The sequence below is a fragment of the Stenotrophomonas sp. G106K1 genome, from assembly GCF_037969685.1.
GTDB classification, from domain to species: Bacteria; Pseudomonadota; Gammaproteobacteria; order Xanthomonadales; family Xanthomonadaceae; genus Stenotrophomonas; species Stenotrophomonas lactitubi.
This window is the reverse complement of record NZ_JBBPFR010000005.1, coordinates 107,157-122,258: the sequence shown is the minus strand read 5'-3', so window position 1 is coordinate 122,258 and position 15,102 is coordinate 107,157. Positions and strand designations below refer to the sequence as shown.

20 protein-coding genes are annotated in these 15,102 nt (G+C 59.6%); 9 read left to right on the top strand and 11 right to left on the bottom strand.

What is annotated here, in order from left to right:
• Position 1: 1 nt before the first annotated feature.
• Positions 2 to 1,069 (bottom strand): hypothetical protein, encoded by a 1,068-nt coding sequence (locus WKB25_RS07030; RefSeq protein ID WP_340569645.1) that lies wholly within the window; start codon positions 1,067 to 1,069, stop codon positions 2 to 4.
• Between the two features lie 159 nt (positions 1,070 to 1,228).
• The gene (locus tag WKB25_RS07025; protein WP_340569804.1) at positions 1,229 to 1,693 is read right to left on the bottom strand and encodes a hypothetical protein; all 465 of its coding nucleotides are present in this window, start codon (positions 1,691 to 1,693) and stop codon (positions 1,229 to 1,231) included.
• A gap of 766 nt (positions 1,694 to 2,459) precedes the next feature.
• Here WKB25_RS07025 and WKB25_RS07020 point away from each other — a divergent pair.
• On the top strand, positions 2,460 to 2,810 hold the full coding sequence (locus WKB25_RS07020) for a hypothetical protein (RefSeq protein WP_340569643.1): 351 nt from the start codon (positions 2,460 to 2,462) through the stop codon (positions 2,808 to 2,810).
• A gap of 16 nt (positions 2,811 to 2,826) precedes the next feature.
• Positions 2,827 to 3,348: a hypothetical protein gene (locus tag WKB25_RS07015; RefSeq protein ID WP_340569641.1), complete on the top strand. Its 522-nt coding sequence runs from the start codon at positions 2,827 to 2,829 to the stop codon at positions 3,346 to 3,348.
• 235 nt (positions 3,349 to 3,583) lie between these two features.
• On the opposite strand, the gene WKB25_RS07010 is transcribed toward WKB25_RS07015, so the two are convergent.
• Positions 3,584 to 3,970, bottom strand: a complete 387-nt coding sequence (locus WKB25_RS07010) for a hypothetical protein (RefSeq protein ID WP_340569639.1) — start codon at positions 3,968 to 3,970, stop codon at positions 3,584 to 3,586.
• A gap of 347 nt (positions 3,971 to 4,317) precedes the next feature.
• The gene (locus tag WKB25_RS07005; RefSeq protein ID WP_340569637.1) at positions 4,318 to 4,773 is read right to left on the bottom strand and encodes a DUF6265 family protein; all 456 of its coding nucleotides are present in this window, start codon (positions 4,771 to 4,773) and stop codon (positions 4,318 to 4,320) included.
• Between the two features lie 90 nt (positions 4,774 to 4,863).
• Between WKB25_RS07005 and WKB25_RS07000 the strand changes: the two genes are divergently transcribed.
• Positions 4,864 to 5,733, top strand: coding sequence for an AraC family transcriptional regulator (locus WKB25_RS07000; RefSeq protein WP_340569635.1), 870 nt, complete (start codon positions 4,864 to 4,866; stop codon positions 5,731 to 5,733).
• A gap of 244 nt (positions 5,734 to 5,977) precedes the next feature.
• Here WKB25_RS07000 and WKB25_RS06995 read toward each other — a convergent pair whose 3' ends face one another.
• Entirely contained in the window at positions 5,978 to 6,592 is a 615-nt protein-coding gene (locus tag WKB25_RS06995; RefSeq protein WP_340569634.1) for a hypothetical protein, read from the bottom strand.
• Positions 6,593 to 6,656: 64 nt separating this feature from the next.
• Here WKB25_RS06995 and WKB25_RS06990 point away from each other — a divergent pair, with 64 nt between their 5' ends.
• On the top strand, positions 6,657 to 6,950 hold the full coding sequence (locus WKB25_RS06990) for a hypothetical protein (RefSeq protein WP_340569632.1): 294 nt from the start codon (positions 6,657 to 6,659) through the stop codon (positions 6,948 to 6,950).
• Positions 6,951 to 7,012: 62 nt separating this feature from the next.
• Here WKB25_RS06990 and WKB25_RS06985 read toward each other — a convergent pair whose 3' ends face one another.
• Positions 7,013 to 7,465, bottom strand: a complete 453-nt coding sequence (locus WKB25_RS06985) for a BLUF domain-containing protein (RefSeq protein ID WP_340569631.1) — start codon at positions 7,463 to 7,465, stop codon at positions 7,013 to 7,015.
• A 553-nt stretch (positions 7,466 to 8,018) separates the two neighbouring features.
• On the opposite strand from WKB25_RS06985, the gene WKB25_RS06980 reads away from it, so the two are divergent.
• The 4 genes from WKB25_RS06980 to WKB25_RS06965 all read left to right on the top strand — a co-directional run bounded on the left by WKB25_RS06980 (position 8,019) and on the right by WKB25_RS06965 (position 10,124).
• Complete coding sequence (locus WKB25_RS06980; protein WP_340569629.1) at positions 8,019 to 8,516, top strand: ferritin-like domain-containing protein; 498 nt, start codon at positions 8,019 to 8,021, stop codon at positions 8,514 to 8,516.
• Positions 8,517 to 8,630: 114 nt separating this feature from the next.
• Entirely contained in the window at positions 8,631 to 8,825 is a 195-nt protein-coding gene (locus WKB25_RS06975; protein ID WP_340569803.1) for a hypothetical protein, read from the top strand.
• A gap of 100 nt (positions 8,826 to 8,925) precedes the next feature.
• Positions 8,926 to 9,564 carry a DUF6766 family protein gene (locus WKB25_RS06970; RefSeq protein ID WP_340569628.1) on the top strand — a complete coding sequence of 213 codons (639 nt, stop codon included), beginning with the start codon at positions 8,926 to 8,928 and terminating at the stop codon, positions 9,562 to 9,564.
• A 2-nt stretch (positions 9,565 to 9,566) separates the two neighbouring features.
• Positions 9,567 to 10,124, top strand: a complete 558-nt coding sequence (locus WKB25_RS06965) for an isochorismatase family cysteine hydrolase (protein ID WP_340569626.1) — start codon at positions 9,567 to 9,569, stop codon at positions 10,122 to 10,124.
• A gap of 114 nt (positions 10,125 to 10,238) precedes the next feature.
• Here WKB25_RS06965 and WKB25_RS06960 read toward each other — a convergent pair whose 3' ends face one another.
• Genes WKB25_RS06960 through WKB25_RS06940 form a run of 5 tightly spaced genes read right to left on the bottom strand, consistent with a single transcriptional unit; the run spans position 10,239 to position 14,466 of the window.
• Positions 10,239 to 10,976 (bottom strand): hypothetical protein, encoded by a 738-nt coding sequence (locus WKB25_RS06960; RefSeq protein ID WP_340569624.1) that lies wholly within the window; start codon positions 10,974 to 10,976, stop codon positions 10,239 to 10,241.
• Complete coding sequence (locus WKB25_RS06955) at positions 10,976 to 11,365, bottom strand: hypothetical protein (protein ID WP_340569623.1); 390 nt, start codon at positions 11,363 to 11,365, stop codon at positions 10,976 to 10,978. Before WKB25_RS06955 ends, WKB25_RS06960 begins: the two co-directional genes overlap by 1 nt.
• Positions 11,365 to 13,533 (bottom strand): DUF1983 domain-containing protein, encoded by a 2,169-nt coding sequence (locus WKB25_RS06950; protein WP_340569622.1) that lies wholly within the window; start codon positions 13,531 to 13,533, stop codon positions 11,365 to 11,367. The genes WKB25_RS06955 and WKB25_RS06950 overlap by 1 nt, the downstream gene beginning before the upstream one ends.
• A 1-nt stretch (position 13,534) precedes the next feature.
• Positions 13,535 to 13,846, bottom strand: a complete 312-nt coding sequence (locus WKB25_RS06945; protein ID WP_340569620.1) for a winged helix-turn-helix domain-containing protein — start codon at positions 13,844 to 13,846, stop codon at positions 13,535 to 13,537.
• Positions 13,843 to 14,466 (bottom strand): hypothetical protein, encoded by a 624-nt coding sequence (locus WKB25_RS06940; RefSeq protein ID WP_340569619.1) that lies wholly within the window; start codon positions 14,464 to 14,466, stop codon positions 13,843 to 13,845. Before WKB25_RS06940 ends, WKB25_RS06945 begins: the two co-directional genes overlap by 4 nt.
• An 86-nt stretch (positions 14,467 to 14,552) precedes the next feature.
• Between WKB25_RS06940 and WKB25_RS06935 the strand changes: the two genes are divergently transcribed.
• Positions 14,553 to 14,816, top strand: a complete 264-nt coding sequence (locus WKB25_RS06935; RefSeq protein WP_340569617.1) for a hypothetical protein — start codon at positions 14,553 to 14,555, stop codon at positions 14,814 to 14,816.
• Positions 14,817 to 15,102 lie beyond the last annotated feature (286 nt).

Below are 15,102 nucleotides of genomic sequence, written 5' to 3'. Positions count from 1 at the left end.
TTCACCCCATGGGCTTGTACTTAAATCTAGAAAGAGCAGACTTGTCCGCCTCAACAATCACAACGCCTTTTCCATCAACGGTCGACGACGACCATATTTTATCATCTATATTGGAAATATCTTCATTAAATGTCACCGAAATCTCACCCGTCAACGGAAGGGTAAGTTTCTTAAATGAAACACTAGAAGGGACCAATGTAAAATGACTATCGAATTTTCTTGTGGCGGGCAACTCTTTAATCTTCTTAACTATGTCCTTGAACTTACTGGATGCAGCCTTTTCTGAAAGCTCGTACCCCTCTATCACATCAGAAACGAACGCATCGAAATCCATATCACCGACTCGCTTGAAAGCGGCCACAGATGCGTTTCTAAGAACCGTATAGTCAGCTGGCGCAACCTTTTTTAGTGGCCCTAGCGCCTTCACAACCGCCGAAATTGCGATGTTTGTGTTATATGAATCCGTCCGAACCTCGACCATTTCCCAGAAGTCATTCCACCAATAGGCCGAGGGACTGGAATTAGTATCAAACACCAAAGCACTCGCAACATTTCCGACCTCGTCAAAGGAAACTTTGCACGCTTTGTATATTTTATGCGACTCACCAATGCCGGCTCGCCTGGAGAAGTCGGACTCGTCCAAGAAGAATTGATGCTCGACCTTTACACCAAGGTAATGGAGCCCATCATGCCCCTCAAATACAAACTGCAGGAAGCTGCCTTTATTTAGCAACCTTCTATCTTTTTTGAGATGCCCGTACTTCTTCTCAGTCGCCTCTTCAATGCGCAGAAGCCTAGCAGCGAGACTTGAGGCGGCCGGACTTGCCACCTCATCATTTACCAAGCTACGCACCTCAAAAAAGTTTGAGAGTGCGGTGGCGAACTCAGTAGTAGTCGACGCCATTCTGAATTCACGCTTCTGCGGCCTTTGCTGGATCTCAAAAAGAAGATCCTTCAAATAGTTCTGCAAGGCCTCGGCTCCGACCTCAATAACAATCTCGTTACACGTCCCCGTCTCCGCGTCGATATGGTGCAGAACGTTGCTGATGACATTGTATGAAGTGCTCAATTTCCCCCTCCCTTTCCTTGGATTAGGGAGCTTATATCACAGGCCTTTCACAGTCATGCGCGCGCCTGAGTGCAGCAGCCTCCGAGTGAGCGGGCAGCGTACCCGCCTTGAAGAACCGTTCTGCTGGAACATTGCGTCCGCACCCACAACGCCCCGTGTTTAGCTATATCCCTTCGCCCTAGGCTTGGCCACTGCCGGCGACCAGCGCGGCTCCAGCGCTTCCTTGACCCGTTCCAGCTCCGTCGTCCCAGCCTCGGCCAAGCGCCGCGCCTGTTGCTGCTGCTCGCGGGTCGGCGGCAGGCCCGGCATCGGCGGCGGCAGCTGGATCGGGGTGCTGTCGGTCAGCAGAGCGACCGCTTGCCGCAGCGGGACGCCCGGACAAAGCCTCGCGGCGCACCAACGCTCAGCGTAGCGCTTCGCCTGTCGAACGCTTGCCGCGCGCACTTCCTTCACGTCCCACATCTTCTGGGCTTCCATCCAGAGTCGCACGCCTGGGCGACGATCCAGCTCCACCGCTGCAACCTCGCGGCCATTCCACCACAGCACCCACCGCTCCCCGGTCTGGACCCAGCCAGAGGGTGGTGGTGCTGAGCGGAAACCTTGGTAGCCGTGCGAGGGAAGCATGGCCGGGAGCATACGACCGGGCGTCGCAGATCCTGCGAACGCGGCAGCGGCCTGCCTGAATCGTTCGGGGAAAGTGCCGGCGCGGCGCTGCTCAGGCTCCACCCGGTTGAGCGTCGGAAATTCCCTACATAGAGGCGAGCACTCTCCCGATTGACGCATTGCCAACTCGCTGAGACATTCAATTAAGCAACCATTCACAAAGTCATTCAAATATGCCGGCATGAACATGAGAAAAATTTTGGCCGCAAGTCTTGTTGTGCTTCTTGCCGTGGCATGTGTCATCGCGCTCTCCATGAACAGCTCCACTCGCGCCCCCCAGTCTGAGAACGTTCAAGGCGGCGACAGTTCTTCCGCAACAACGGATAGGCATGCGCTGAGTTCCTACCCAGCTCTCATTTCCCAGAAGAAGCTTGACCCCAAATTTGTCCAGCCACTGGGAACGAGGGCATTCGCTATCTCACGGAATGGGGAATTCCGTCCAAGAGGTGACGCGAAAGAGTTCATCCTCTCTCGGTTAGGTGCTTCTGACTCCGGCGATAGCACCGCTTCCTACGAGATATATCTAGCCGCTCTGGACTGCAGGAACGCAGGATCCCCCGGCGAGCTCCAGTCTGCAAGATTGCTCGCAAATCAATCAGACCAGCAAGCCGCGCTCAGATCGTCTGAGCGACGACTGCAGGAGTGCTCCTTACTGCTGAAGGACTCGGACCTGTCCCCTCCTGGGAAGTGGCTGCTGAAAGCAGCGAAGCAGGGCTCCGTAGAAGCCATGCTCCTATATGCCGCTGATACCGAATCCGCATTCGGCGGCTCGGCCTCAGCCATCCAGAACCCCGAAGCGGTGATTGAATGGAAGCAGAATTCTGCGTCATTCCTCAACACCGCAGCGAGTCAGGGCAGCGTTGACGCCCTAGTCGCGCTTGGCCGTGCAAACACCAACGGAATAATCGTCGAGAAGAATCCAACCGAGGCCTACGCCTACTATCTTGCGGCGAAAAGGGCAATGCCTTCGGCGTTCTCGGACAAATTGCTCGGCATGTACAAGAACGAACTGAGTTCCGCTCAGCAGCAGGCGGCCATCAGCCGTGCCGATGCAATTTATAAAGGCTGCTGCCAATAACAAGGAGAGTTTCTAGATGTATCGCAGCTTCACTACTACAGCATTATCGATCGCACTCGTCGTGATTTGCGGCTGGGTTCTCTACGCCAAAGCAACCGAAGGAGGACAGACATATGGTCCGCTGGCGTGCACCGGCTGCAATCTAGAAAGTCCAATGCCGGGCCCGGGAACACAGACGTTCCTCGACGCGTGGGCTTGGGACGTCCGGCACACAATCGCTGTTTGGACGCAGATCGTTGTTGTACCAGGGGATAAAATCATTGTCTGCAACGGAAGCTCATGCGTCACCTACACAATGACCAACAGCAACAGTTATCTGGGGGGGCCGCCGACGCCTCAAACGTCCTCCCCGGGCGGCGGTGCTGGCGGCGGCATGGGCGGCGGTGGCGGGTCTGAAGGCGATGGTGGCGGTGGCGGCTTTGGTGGAGATACCTGCTCCGTAGTTCCTGGCACTTCGACCGGTTGCTCATCGGTACATGGCGTAAGCCTCTGCCAAACGATCGATACGGGCTATGTCGATTGCGGATTCGGTCACTGACCCTTGAGCCAAACTCAAAGACGCCCGGAGCTTCTTCGCTACCGGGCGTCTTTTCCCCGGCGACTGCTGGGGATTCAGTGCCGATCATTCTGAGACCGCCCTCAACCGGCCGGGAGACGGAATAGCACATGGCCGCAATCTGGCTGCGGGCCGCGGGCCGCGTTGCGGCAGCGTGATGGATGAGGCAGCAGTCAGCCCGTACCCAACCCAGCGACAGGGGGGCTTTTCACCTGGCCTATCGGGAGAGCCGCCCCCTCCCCGCCCTTGCCCATGCTTTCGTCGCGTCCTTCGCCATGAGCTTAGCGACCGGCGGCCTGCGCGGCTCCAGCGCTTCCTTGACCCGTTCCAGCTCCGTCGTCCCGGCCTCAGCCAAGCGGCGGGCCTGTTGCAGCTGCTCAGGTGTCTGGGGCAGACCTGGCATCGGCGGCGGCAGCTCGGTGGGCGTACTGTCCACCAGCCGGGCTACCGCTTCCCGCAGCCTCAGCTCGGGGTAGAGCCTGGCCGCGCACCACCGCTCGGCGTAGCGCTTGCCCTGCGCGATGCTGGCCGCCCTGCCTCTCTTGGTCTGCCACATCTTCTGGCCCTTCATGCAGAGCCCGACGCCATGCTGGGCATCGGCCACTACGTGAGCCACCGACCGACCGTTCCACCACAGATCCCAGCGCCCGCTCTGCTCCACCCAGCCAGAGGGGGTCGGGGCGGCACGGAAACCTTGGTAGCCGGGTGAGGGAAGCATGGCCGGAAGGATAAGGCTGGCCGTCGCAGATCCTGCGAACGTGGCTGCGACGTGTCTGAATCGTTCGAGATGCGTCCCGGCGCGGCGCTGCTCAAGCGCCTCTATTTGACACGCGCCGTCGCACCGGAAGTCGCCTCAGACAGACGCGGGGCGCACTGGCGCTCTTCCTGAATTCGACACTTGGCTGTATCAAGCCGGGCGGATGCAGCACAGGACCCACGACTTTCCTTCTGTCACCCATCGCATCGCCGGTAGTCAAATGCGACCTCTAGTCTTTCTTCATCCTCTCCGGGACCAGAGATGGTGGCAGTCAACGACACTCCATTGCGCCGATATTCGATTCTGTTCGGGAAGTCATTTGCCTGGTTCTTAAACACCACCCAATCCACTCCAGACTCAGAGATGGCAAATACGACCGGCGTCACGCCATTTGGTTGTACGTGGAGACCGACATGCTGCCCCGCGGGCACAAGGCGCATGAATTCGTACGACTCCAAGACGCCGCGATTCAGCGTACGTGACATCCCCAGCAATGCGCCTCCGGCCTCGGGGAGCCACACCTCGTCGATCCTCCGTTCCGCATCACGACCGCACCAATGGCCACTCAGCCAGTCGAACTCGATCGACGCTGCTGCGGACGTATCCCCAAGCATCAAGCCTGCACCTATCATCATCGCTTTCATGCTCATCTTCCCCTCCGCCTGAATTGACTGGCCCAAAATAGCTGACGACCTCAGAGGGATGCTTGTAAAAAAGCGCAGGATGGGGTTCGATTGCCTATGGACTATATTGAGCACACGCCTCCCAGCGATCTGCGCCGTTACGTGCAATGCCTCTGGCTGCTACGAGACGATGCTCCCGAGGAGGACGTACAGGTCATCTATCCAGATGGCCGTTGCGAGCTGCTGGCAGAGCTTGGCGTTCCCCTGCGCCTGCGAGGTGTAGATGGACAAATCCGTTCGGATCAACCGCTGTGCTTCGCCGCCCAGCAATCTGGCCCGATCCGGTTACAAGCGGGAGGTACGATCTTCTGCATCGGCGTGCGATTGCAACCAACCGCGAGCGCCTTGGTGGCCGGCCGTCGGCTCCCCGGACTTCGTGACCATGCTCCTGACCTGCACACCCTCGACGCAGCTTTCGCCCTGAAGTTCGGTGCCGCCGCGCGTACGTGCGCCACTGCTGGCTCCCAGCAGCCGCTATGGGATCTGCTGCGGGAACGCTGTGCAAGTTTCAGCCTGGATAGTTTGATTGAACAGGCTATCGTCAAGCTGGATACGTTGGAAGGCGATCTACGCATAAATGAGCTGGCACGACAGCTTGATATCTCACCGCGCAGCCTGCAGGTTCGCTTTCTCGCTGCAGTTGGCTTGACTCCAAAGGAGTACGCCCGCGTGCGCCGTCTACAGGCGCTTCTACGCACACTCGATGCTGAAGCAACGGACATCGCTGCAGCCGCCACGCTTCATGGCTACACCGATCAGGCGCATGCGACTCATGACTTGGTTAGCTGGACTGGCTTCACACCCGGTCGCCTAGTCCGCGCCTTGCGCAACGACCGCTGTAGCGATGATGCAGTTCGGCTAGCAGCTGCGTTTTTGCGTGGAACCAGTACAACACGAGTGCGCCAAGTGCTGCGAGCACCTATGTAGCAGCACCGTCAGCCACTTTCCCGCAGGCGGCGCAGGTCCGATGACGCAACCAGCCATGTTCGTCCACGCGCTGAGACAAAGCCTCCCTTCGTACGCAACCACCATCAGCGGCTTGTCGGGCAGGCTGGCAGAGCGAGCAGTACAGCAGAAGTTGGCGGGAACAGGCAAGGCCGCAAGGATAAGGCTGGCGGCCGCAAATGCTGCGAATCGCACACTTGCTCTCGCGGGCATCGTCCCCGAGGATCTAAAGCGACCCTAGGTCCTCAACCACCGCTCGACTTTCACTCAGCGTCGCAACCAGAAGCCTGCCACCCGCGACCTGGCGGCCAACAGCCCGATTGAGCCAGGCCGCCTGTAGCCGACCCGCAGCCAGCACGTCTACGAGCTCGAAACTGTCAGGGATGCCTTCCAACGGCTCGCCCGGAGACGCCAGCCCTCCATCCAGAGGTTGGACAATTGCAGGGATCGCACTGTCGTGTTTGGCATAGGCCGTTGCCGCGATTCGCCCGTTCTTCGCCGACCAACCACCGAGGACGAGCTCCGTACCGAGAGCAGATCGAGGTAGGCCGGCCTCAATGGCCGCTTTCTCATAAGCGGGCCAAAGCTTGTCGATCACCAGCCCCAGCTCTGCCATCAGTTGCTCCATCGTGAAGTCCGCCCGGAAGCTCGCCTGCAGCGCCAACTCGTATATGCGAAGGAAGAATTGAGTAGATCCGCGAGTGGCCAAGACCAGGTTGTGCTGTGGGATCAGCAGCAGCTTTGCCCCAGCAGATGGAACTCCGGTAAAGGCGTCTTCTGCCAGAGTGTCCACAGCTACCAAGAGCTGGTCAGCACGTAGAAGAACGTTGAGGATGCTCATAGCGCATGCCGAAGGGCCCGCGCTGACTATCTCCGCTATTCAGCCACCTGTCCAGAGGTCCGTCATGCGAGCAACAGATGCAGAAATTCTCCAACGACTTGAAGCCTGCGAAGCAGACCTAGAAGCGCACCGCGGCTATCTGAAAACATTCGAGTACGGCCTTCGGGCAACTGTCATAGCACATCCCGAACCCGGAGCCCTGTCAAAGATCTGGACGCAGTTGCTTCCTGGAATTGAGGAGAAACATGCAACCGAGGGCGGAGCCGTCTACAAGGCCGCGCTGCAGCAGGCACTGGCGGTCCTGACCGATCAGATTGAAGCATCATGCGACGCCTCTTTCGCAAACGGAATCAATTAGCGCGCTGGAGCTCCTTGATTGACGCCGCCGCAACCGGGTCAACGAACCAGCGGGGCACCGCCCTAGCCGATCACCGCGACTTGTTGCTGGACCGCGACCTGCAACAGATCCATTCCCGTAGCGTTGGGAGCGGTCGCATCTCCTCGCTGGAAGAAGCTGGTCCAGTCAGCACTCGCCATCCGAGCAAGTTCTTGCGATTCGACCGGTAGCCACCGCATTGGCCAGAATGGCAATCGCCGACGCCCTACCCTTCCTCGCTGCAACTCTACGAGGCCGGAGTGGCTGCTTGCACCCACCACCCTGGAATAAGCAACGGCTAGGCCATCTTCCGGTCCTTCCAGATACTGCAGAAAGCGCTCGCCATCGAAGAGAAGTACGCCAGTTACGCCAGCGTCTCGGTTGAAGCGGGCGGCGTCGTCAATGATGGAGCACAGCCTTCCTTCCGTCTGGCCCAATCCATCTGCAACGATCTCTGCGACCGCCTCACTCGCGTACACCACGGCTCGGATAGGCATAGGGGCATCTCCTTGCGGGGCTCTACACCCTATCAAGGCTTGCCGAAGAATAAAGTGATGTGCAGGTTGAAAACACAACAGTTCAGGAACGCGCGAAACTGAATTCGTGGACGCGTCACTAGGAGCCCTACCAATGCCTGACACCGGACTCTTCTACATACTCGCTTTGGACTACGGCGCTGATGACGCCCGAATCGGCCACGTGAACTCGATCACAATTCGATGCAACCGATGCCACCATGTCACTCGATTGGACAAGAGAATCGAGCGCATCGCGGGAGGGACGGTTCTGACCTGCGGTAAATGCGGGGCGCGACAGGCTGTGAGCAACGCTAGGTTGGTCGAATGCGATCACAGCTTGGGACATGCCAGAAGTTGAGATAGCGGCGGCGAAATCTCACCTCCCCAAGCCGACCCAAAGCTGATGAAGCGCTCAACCGATGAAGAGCATTTGGGGGGGGGGCCGGCGAACTCACATTAGGGTCACATGGTTTGCAACTGTCCTAACACCTTCTCCAATAGCCTGTCGCCTCCATTCCTTTGGAGAAAAGCGATGGCAATCAAAACTGCTGAAGATCTGTTCATTCACGAACTGTCCGACATCTACAGCGCGGAGAAGCAGCTCACCAAGGCGCTCCCGCGCTTGGCCAGGGCATCCAGCAACCCCGACCTGGCCGCGGCCTTCGAACTTCATCTGGACGAGACGCAGGGCCAGATCGAACGCATCGATCAGGTAGTTGAAGTCCTCGGCATCCGCCTGAAGCGCATCAAGTGCGCAGCGATGGAAGGGTTGATTGAGGAAGGGAAAGAGATCATTGACTCCATCGAGGAGGGGCCCGTTCGGGACGCCGCGCTGATCGGCGGCGCACAGAAGGTCGAACACTACGAAATAGCTTCCTACGGCACTATTGCCGCACTGGCCAAGCAGCTGGGCTACAAAGATGCTCTACCCCTCCTGCTCGAGACGCTCGAAGAAGAAAAGGCTACGGACGAAAAACTGACCATGATCGCCAAGGGCGGCGGCAACCAGAAGGCTGCCGAAGCAGCGTGAGCCTGCATGGCGGCGTGGCGGTCGCTACGCCGCCAAGTTTCGCAAGCAAAGCACCGCGCCAAAGCAGATGCAGGTGCCCCCTCTTTTGGAGCACGTACAATGAACGAGAAAAGGCTGCAGGACGAACTTCCGTTCAACCCGACGACCGACGTTGACGATGCATCAAAAGCCCATACACCTGACGTGCGTCGCAATGATAAGGCCAAGTGGAAAGAGCACGACATGCCCGAGGACGGCGGCGGGCCCAAGGCTGCGCCTGAAGACTATGAACGTCCTGACCCTGACCCTACCTGCGGCCATCGGGGCTAGGAATCATCACCTGCTACATGCTTGAAGTTCACCGCAACGGCTATTGAGATCTCGTAGGCTCATCTTCGATTGCGTTCGAAAACTGGGCTAAAGGTGTGACATGTGGCGACGAAATGGGTTGTCCTTGGTTCTGCTCGGCTTAACTCTCTTGTTCATCGGAGGGCAGATAGCAACTGGCCTCAACGTACACAATCAAGATCTCATTGAGCACGGCCGGGCGCCACTGGATCTCTGGAGCTACGTTGCCAGCGGTCACTTCATTAGTGCCACTTTTGAGAACTGGGAAAGCGAGTTCCTTCAGATGGGAATGTATGTACTCCTGACGGTCTCGCTGCGACAGCACGGGTCGGCAGAGTCGCGCCCCTTGGATCCGGCACAAGAGGAAGAACGGGTGGAAGCGGGGCCTACGCCCTGGCCAGTCCGACGAGGGGGATTGTGGAAGACCCTTTACGGCCACTCTCTTGCAATAGCCTTTGGTGCGCTATTCCTCATTAGCTTCAGTCTTCACGCAGTCGGAAGCTGGCGTGCTGAGCAAGTGGAAGAGCAGCTGATTGGAAGGCAGCCCCCCAGCTTCTTAGAGCATCTGGGCAGCAGCACCTTCTGGTTCGAGTCAATGCAGAACTGGCAGAGTGAATTTCTGGCCGTCCTATCCTTGGTGGTGCTGACGATCTTTCTTCGCCAAAAGGACTCGCCGCAATCGAAGCCCGTACATGCGCCGCACGCTCAAACTGGAGACTGACCTTGGAGAGATCGCCAGGCAATACGGCATTGCTGATCATCGACATGTTCAGCCGCTTTGACTTCCCCGAAGCAGCGCGCCTAGCGCCGATCGCTGTAAAAGCTGCGACAGAGATCCTTCGCCTACGGGAACACTGCGATTCAAACAACTGGCCGGTGATCTACGCAAACGACAACTTTTCAGACTGGAAGCTGGATTTCCAACAGCAAGTCGCTCAATGCCTGAGGAATGGCGGCCCTTCAGCACGTATCGCCAAACTCTTGTCACCAAAACCTGATCACTACTTTGTCCTAAAGCCAAAGCACTCAGCGTTCCTCGCGACCCCACTACCAATCTTGTTGGCCAAGTTGGGTGTGCGTCGTCTCTGGTTAAGCGGCATGACTGCCGACTCATGCGTACTGGCTACGGCACTGGACGCCAATGCCCGTGAGTATGAAGTTCATGTCGCACGCGAGGCAACCGCGGGACAGCCCGCTAGGAAGCGTCGGGCATTGCAAACACTGTCAGAATCAAAGGCGGCTAGCGTGGCGAGCGTTGCGTCGCTCCTTCGCAATAGATGATCATTTGCGGCCGCGCCGATGAGCTTCTGGTACAACTTCGATTTGCGCGGGTGCAATGGCACATGGCCGCAATCTGGCCGCAGGTGGTGTTGTGGCGGCGTGATGGGCCTGCCGTCAACCGAACCCCAGCGGAACCTCGGTCAGGTCCACGATGAAGATCGACGCGTTCTGAGGCCCCATCGTTACGCCGCCAACCGGGAAGGTGTTGGTGATCAGCGTCTGTTGGGAGACCTGCAATCTTGAAATGAAGATTCGGTTGTCGCTGGTCATGTGGAAATGGTCGGCCGTCATGGTGCATCGGTCCTGCGATACCGAGTTGTAGTAGAACCGCGGTGACGGGATTGCAATTCCGACCTTTGTGCCTGGAAAGAACTGGCCGATTTCAATGGGAGGTCCGGGCACCGTTGGCAGCGGAACCAGCTGGAGAACGCGCAGTCCCTTTCGCCTTGAGTCATAGAACACCGTGCCGTTCTCGTCGCGCATGCGCAACCCAACCGGCCCGGTCGCTGCGCGCTCGGCGGCGCTGAACGTGTAGTACTCGAGCACCTTGTTCGGTGCCGCGTTGGAGGCGTACACGTTGCACGTAACCCCGCTCTGAACCAGGGTGAATCCTGTATTGGTCGAAACAGCATCATTGATGTATCGGCAGACGTGGAGGTTCGTCGTTCCGTTCGTTGATGCAAGAACACCACCCGGCGACCACGAACCAAACGGCGGCGATCCACCGGTCGCGCCGCCGGAGAACGTGCCTGTGTTGAGCGTCCCCGATTTGGCCAGCTGCAGGTTGCGATAGCCGAGCCCGATCTGGATCTGCCCGGTGCCCTGATTACGTACGCGCAGTCCCACAGCCATCAACTGTACACCCCGTAGTGAAGCGTGATGCCGCCGACGGTGTTCGAGGTAGGCTGGCTTGGGAACATTTCCATCCTGACGTGGTAGTTCACCACGTCAGGCTCCCAGGTCCAGACGATGCTGTTACCCGATATCGTCACCGACGGCACGAGCATCCCGTACACCGATTTCTGCCCTTCGCATGTGAAGTAGTAGAAGGGCTCGCCGCCCAAGAAGTCGTTGACGATGAGCCCCCCGTTTGCCTCGGGCGGAGCGATCCACTTGTTGTTTGAGTTCACAGGGCTGTAGAGCGGGAACGTGTACGAGCCGATCATCTTCGACAGCTTGGTGGTGACCGACGTCTCCACGTACCCGCTCTCGCTCCTCACCCTCAGCCCAACGTCGGCCATTACAGCAGCACTCCAAGTTCAACGGCTGGGTTGCCGTTCGGGTAGTAGATGTAGACGCCTTGGTTGGTGATGTTCAGGCGATACCCACCGGCGACAGTACCGTTGAATTCGAATCCACCGCCGGCTGCCTTGTTGATTCGCCACCCTGTCTGGCCCTGAACATAGTCGTCCGACTGGATGGTTCCACTGATCTTGGCGTTGGTAATTGCAGCGTCCGCGATCTTGGCCGTGGTGATCCAACCCGTACCGATCAAGGCCTGGCCGATGAAGGTCTGCCCGCCCTGGATGACGAAGGGAGTGGTCAGCTGCCCATTGACAAGGTTCACGAACGCAAAGCGATCCGCGGTAAAGAGAACCTGGCTCTGATAGCTGCCGTCGGGCTGGTTCTCGATGCCTATGCCCATGCCGGCGGCGTAGTACTGCCCATTGGCCGCAATCTGCAGCTTCAGGTTCCACGACGCGCTGATCTTGCCGTTGATGTCGACCAAGGCCTGCGAGGTCTGCTGCACCATCGCCTGCGTTTCGCCGACCTTTGCCTCCACCGTGTCAGTGCGCTTGGACTGGGCATAGTCATCCATCGCCGCCACCGCCTGGATACTGTAGGACCCGGCATAGGCGTTCGTGTCACCTGCACCACCGTCGGTGTCACCCGCGCCCCGAGCGTCCACCTGGGCGAAGATACCGTCGATCTTCTGGCCTTGCGCCGTGACTTTGCCGTCCAGTTCGCCGATATCCATCTCGACGCGGTCCATTCGCCCGACCAACGCGCCGGCCTCGGAGAGGGCGTCGCCTACGTTCTGCCACTTCGTGCCAGGCGGCTGCTCGTTTCCATCCTCAGGGCCCTGCCACAGCCAGATCTTGCCGTTGTAGACAACGGTCTGCCCCGGCTCGTATGTGGCATCTTCCGCCCAGATCAGCGGCACCAGCGAGCTTGTGCTTTCGATCTTGGCAAGCAGATCTTGGCCCAGCGAGCTCTCCACGATCTTGCCCCGGAAGTACTCCTCGTACTCAGCGACATCGGTGCTCGCCTCGCCCATCACCCCTGCGCCCGTCGGATACCACGGGCCAATGTTCCCGGTCCGATCTACCAGCCGCGCCCAGAAGTAGAAGCGCGCACCGGCGGCCAAGCCGTCCAGCTGCAGACGATTCTGCGGATAGGCATAGTCGCCGAGCTTCACCGCCGTCTCGCGATTTGGTCCAGTGCTGCGCCAAATCTCGGTCCGTTGCGTATCGGTTGCCCCTGGCGGGAATGCCCAATCCAGTCGAATACCGAAAACGATCGGCGTCGTGGTCAGCGACGCCACCGCCGGCGGCGGCTCCGTCTTGCCGCGGATGTCGGTCAGCACGCTCGTTGCCGGGATCGACACCGCATTCAGTGCATTCACCGCTCTCACGCGGGCCAGGTACTGACCGGCGTAAATGCCCGGTATATCGATGCTGGCCGTGGCCACCCGGCCTTGGCGCACCCAGTTGAGATCGTCGCGCTTCCATTCCACGTCGTAGGCAATTGCCTTGTCTGCGGCGTCCCATTGGATGGTGAGCGTGGGTGTGGCGATGACCTTCGCGTTGCGGACCGGCGCCACGCCGTGCCGGATGCGGTAGGCGCTGGCGTATGCCGCCCATGTCGCTTTGCATGCGACCTGCAGTGCCGTTTCCGGATCCACCACCGGCGGCGCGGCCGACAGGCCCGCCGGAAATGACGGTTCTTCTGACGGTTCATTGATGGTTATATGACGGTTAGGCGGCACGGGGCGCACCTCCAGACCTGCGCCCGCTGCATCCCCACCTGCACGGGGCGCATCCCCACCTGAATCGGGCGCACCCCCTGCGCGGGGCGCAGCACCTGCGCCCGATGCAGTACCAGCTTTTCCGGTCTTGCGAGTGCCCTTCGATGGCGCTGCGGCCTTGTCGAACTTGGCCGGGGTGACGTTGTAGACAGTGCTGCTGTTGAACCTGCGGTCGCGGGTCAGTAGGCCCACGACTTCCAGATGATCCATGGCGGTGCGGACAGCGCGCGGCGACATGCAGCAGCGCGCGGCGATGGTGCCAACTGCTGGCCAGCACACGCCATCGTCGTTGGCCTGGTCAGCCAGCGAGATCAATACCGCCTTCTGCGTGACGCTCAGGCCCTGCAGCGGCCAGCACTGCGACATGATGATGGTCGACATGTCAGAGCCCCAGCAGCATGTTCTGACCCGGGGGCACCGGCCACCAGGTGCAGCCACTACCTTCGCCGCTGGCGCAAGGTGCCTTCGGGCCTCGCCATACGCGGCCCTCCCTCTCCAACTCGGGCAGGCGACGGGCGAGCATGTGCCGATCCAGCCCGGTCAGTGTGGCGAGATGCAGACTGCTCTGGCCCGGGTGGCGCCTTACCGCTGCCTCGGTCGCGGCCTGCTGGGCACGCTGCTTGCCACTGGCCACCACACGGTTGGCCGCTTCATGGCTGGTGCTGGGATCGGTGGTGCGAGCGGGATGGTTCATGCCTTCTGCTCCAGCCCCATCGCGCGGATGACTGCCTTGCGGAACGTCAGCGCGCTGATGACCAGGTCGTCGGTTTCGTTGATGATCTTCTGGCCGTGGGGGCGATCCTTCTCGTCAATCACGCCATCAGCGACTGCTGGGCTGACTGCCGCGCAGAGGTCGCCAAAGTCCTTCATCAACTGTCCAACGCCGACCGTGTCGGCTGACGTTTCAATGGCGTCCATGCGGACCGGCAGAATGCCGCGGCGGCGGCCCAGCGCTCGCTCGCAGTTGCTGCGGTACGGCTCAGGCAAGCTCATCACCCAAGCGTCTTCCAGATCCGCCGGCAACGTTTTGACGACGCCGTCCAGGTAGCGACCGAGGATCTGGCCGTTGTGCTTCTTGTCCGCGTCTCCGTCCCCTTCCCCACCGAGGGTGATGCGGAACGGGACTTCGCGATCATCCTGTGCGTACATCGACAGGTACTGATCGGCTACCACCATTGCGAAGCTCCGGCGGTTGGTGCCGGTGTCGCGCAGCATCTGCTCGGTGAATCCGTAGATCACCGTCTGGCGCTTGGGCAGGAAATGGGGCTTGGGCTTCATGACAGGCTCTCGGGGGCGGCGCACGATGGGCGCCATGGAGATCAACAACTCACGGACGACGGGCGTCGCCCTCCTTGCGCTACGCTGGCGTTTCCACACGAACAGCCCGCAAGGAGGGCGACATGGACGACGTGAAATTCACTGCAGAACAGCAGCTGATCTTTCGATTGATCGGAGAAGTGGAATTACTCAAAGGCTGCGTGTTGGATCTGATGGCCTCGCAACGCGATCCGTCAGGCGCTGTAGCCTCCATCGAGCGTGCCAATCGCAATGCCATGGCAGTCATCAACGAGATGCTCTCGAACGATCCACCACCTCGGATGGCTTGCCTTGGGCATGCAGATTCATTGGCCCAGAAATGGTCGGAGGTGCTCGAGGCACCGTAAATCCGGCGCATATGACCTGCCCGCTCGGGAGCTGGACGATCCTCAGCGTGGCAACTTCCACTGAATTCGGATCGCTCAGCTTCCGAGCAAGCGCACCCCACTGCTGGAAGGCCAGCAGCCGGCGATGGATTGCCAGGCGTCGCTTCAGCGCGCGCATATCAGGCCACCTCGACTGGAACGATGCGGCCGGAGTCGTTGGCGTGGCCGAGCGGTTGATAAGCTGGGGTTTCCACGCCTCCAGCCATCAACCGCAACGGACCACAAGGAACGAAGACATGGAAATCAC

Bases quoted from the DNA above. Each gene is read 5' to 3' on its own strand.
- WKB25_RS07005 (WP_340569637.1), bottom strand. From the start codon at position 4,773: ATGAGCATGAAAGCGATGATGATAGGTGCAGGCTTGATGCTTGGGGAT.
- WKB25_RS06980 (WP_340569629.1), top strand. From the start codon at position 8,019: ATGGCAATCAAAACTGCTGAAGATCTGTTCATTCACGAACTGTCCGAC.
- WKB25_RS07000 (WP_340569635.1), top strand. From the start codon at position 4,864: ATGGACTATATTGAGCACACGCCTCCCAGCGATCTGCGCCGTTACGTG.
- WKB25_RS06985 (WP_340569631.1), bottom strand. From the start codon at position 7,465: ATGCCTATCCGAGCCGTGGTGTACGCGAGTGAGGCGGTCGCAGAGATC.
- WKB25_RS06935 (WP_340569617.1), top strand. From the start codon at position 14,553: ATGGACGACGTGAAATTCACTGCAGAACAGCAGCTGATCTTTCGATTG.
- WKB25_RS06955 (WP_340569623.1), bottom strand. From the start codon at position 11,365: ATGGCCGACGTTGGGCTGAGGGTGAGGAGCGAGAGCGGGTACGTGGAG.
- WKB25_RS06950 (WP_340569622.1), bottom strand. From the start codon at position 13,533: ATGTCGACCATCATCATGTCGCAGTGCTGGCCGCTGCAGGGCCTGAGC.
- WKB25_RS07015 (WP_340569641.1), top strand. From the start codon at position 2,827: ATGTATCGCAGCTTCACTACTACAGCATTATCGATCGCACTCGTCGTG.
- WKB25_RS07020 (WP_340569643.1), top strand. From the start codon at position 2,460: ATGCTCCTATATGCCGCTGATACCGAATCCGCATTCGGCGGCTCGGCC.
- WKB25_RS06970 (WP_340569628.1), top strand. From the start codon at position 8,926: ATGTGGCGACGAAATGGGTTGTCCTTGGTTCTGCTCGGCTTAACTCTC.
- WKB25_RS06945 (WP_340569620.1), bottom strand. From the start codon at position 13,846: ATGAACCATCCCGCTCGCACCACCGATCCCAGCACCAGCCATGAAGCG.
- WKB25_RS06940 (WP_340569619.1), bottom strand. From the start codon at position 14,466: ATGGCGCCCATCGTGCGCCGCCCCCGAGAGCCTGTCATGAAGCCCAAG.
- WKB25_RS06960 (WP_340569624.1), bottom strand. From the start codon at position 10,976: ATGGCTGTGGGACTGCGCGTACGTAATCAGGGCACCGGGCAGATCCAG.
- WKB25_RS06990 (WP_340569632.1), top strand. From the start codon at position 6,657: ATGCGAGCAACAGATGCAGAAATTCTCCAACGACTTGAAGCCTGCGAA.
- WKB25_RS06995 (WP_340569634.1), bottom strand. From the start codon at position 6,592: ATGAGCATCCTCAACGTTCTTCTACGTGCTGACCAGCTCTTGGTAGCT.
- WKB25_RS07025 (WP_340569804.1), bottom strand. From the start codon at position 1,693: ATGCTTCCCTCGCACGGCTACCAAGGTTTCCGCTCAGCACCACCACCC.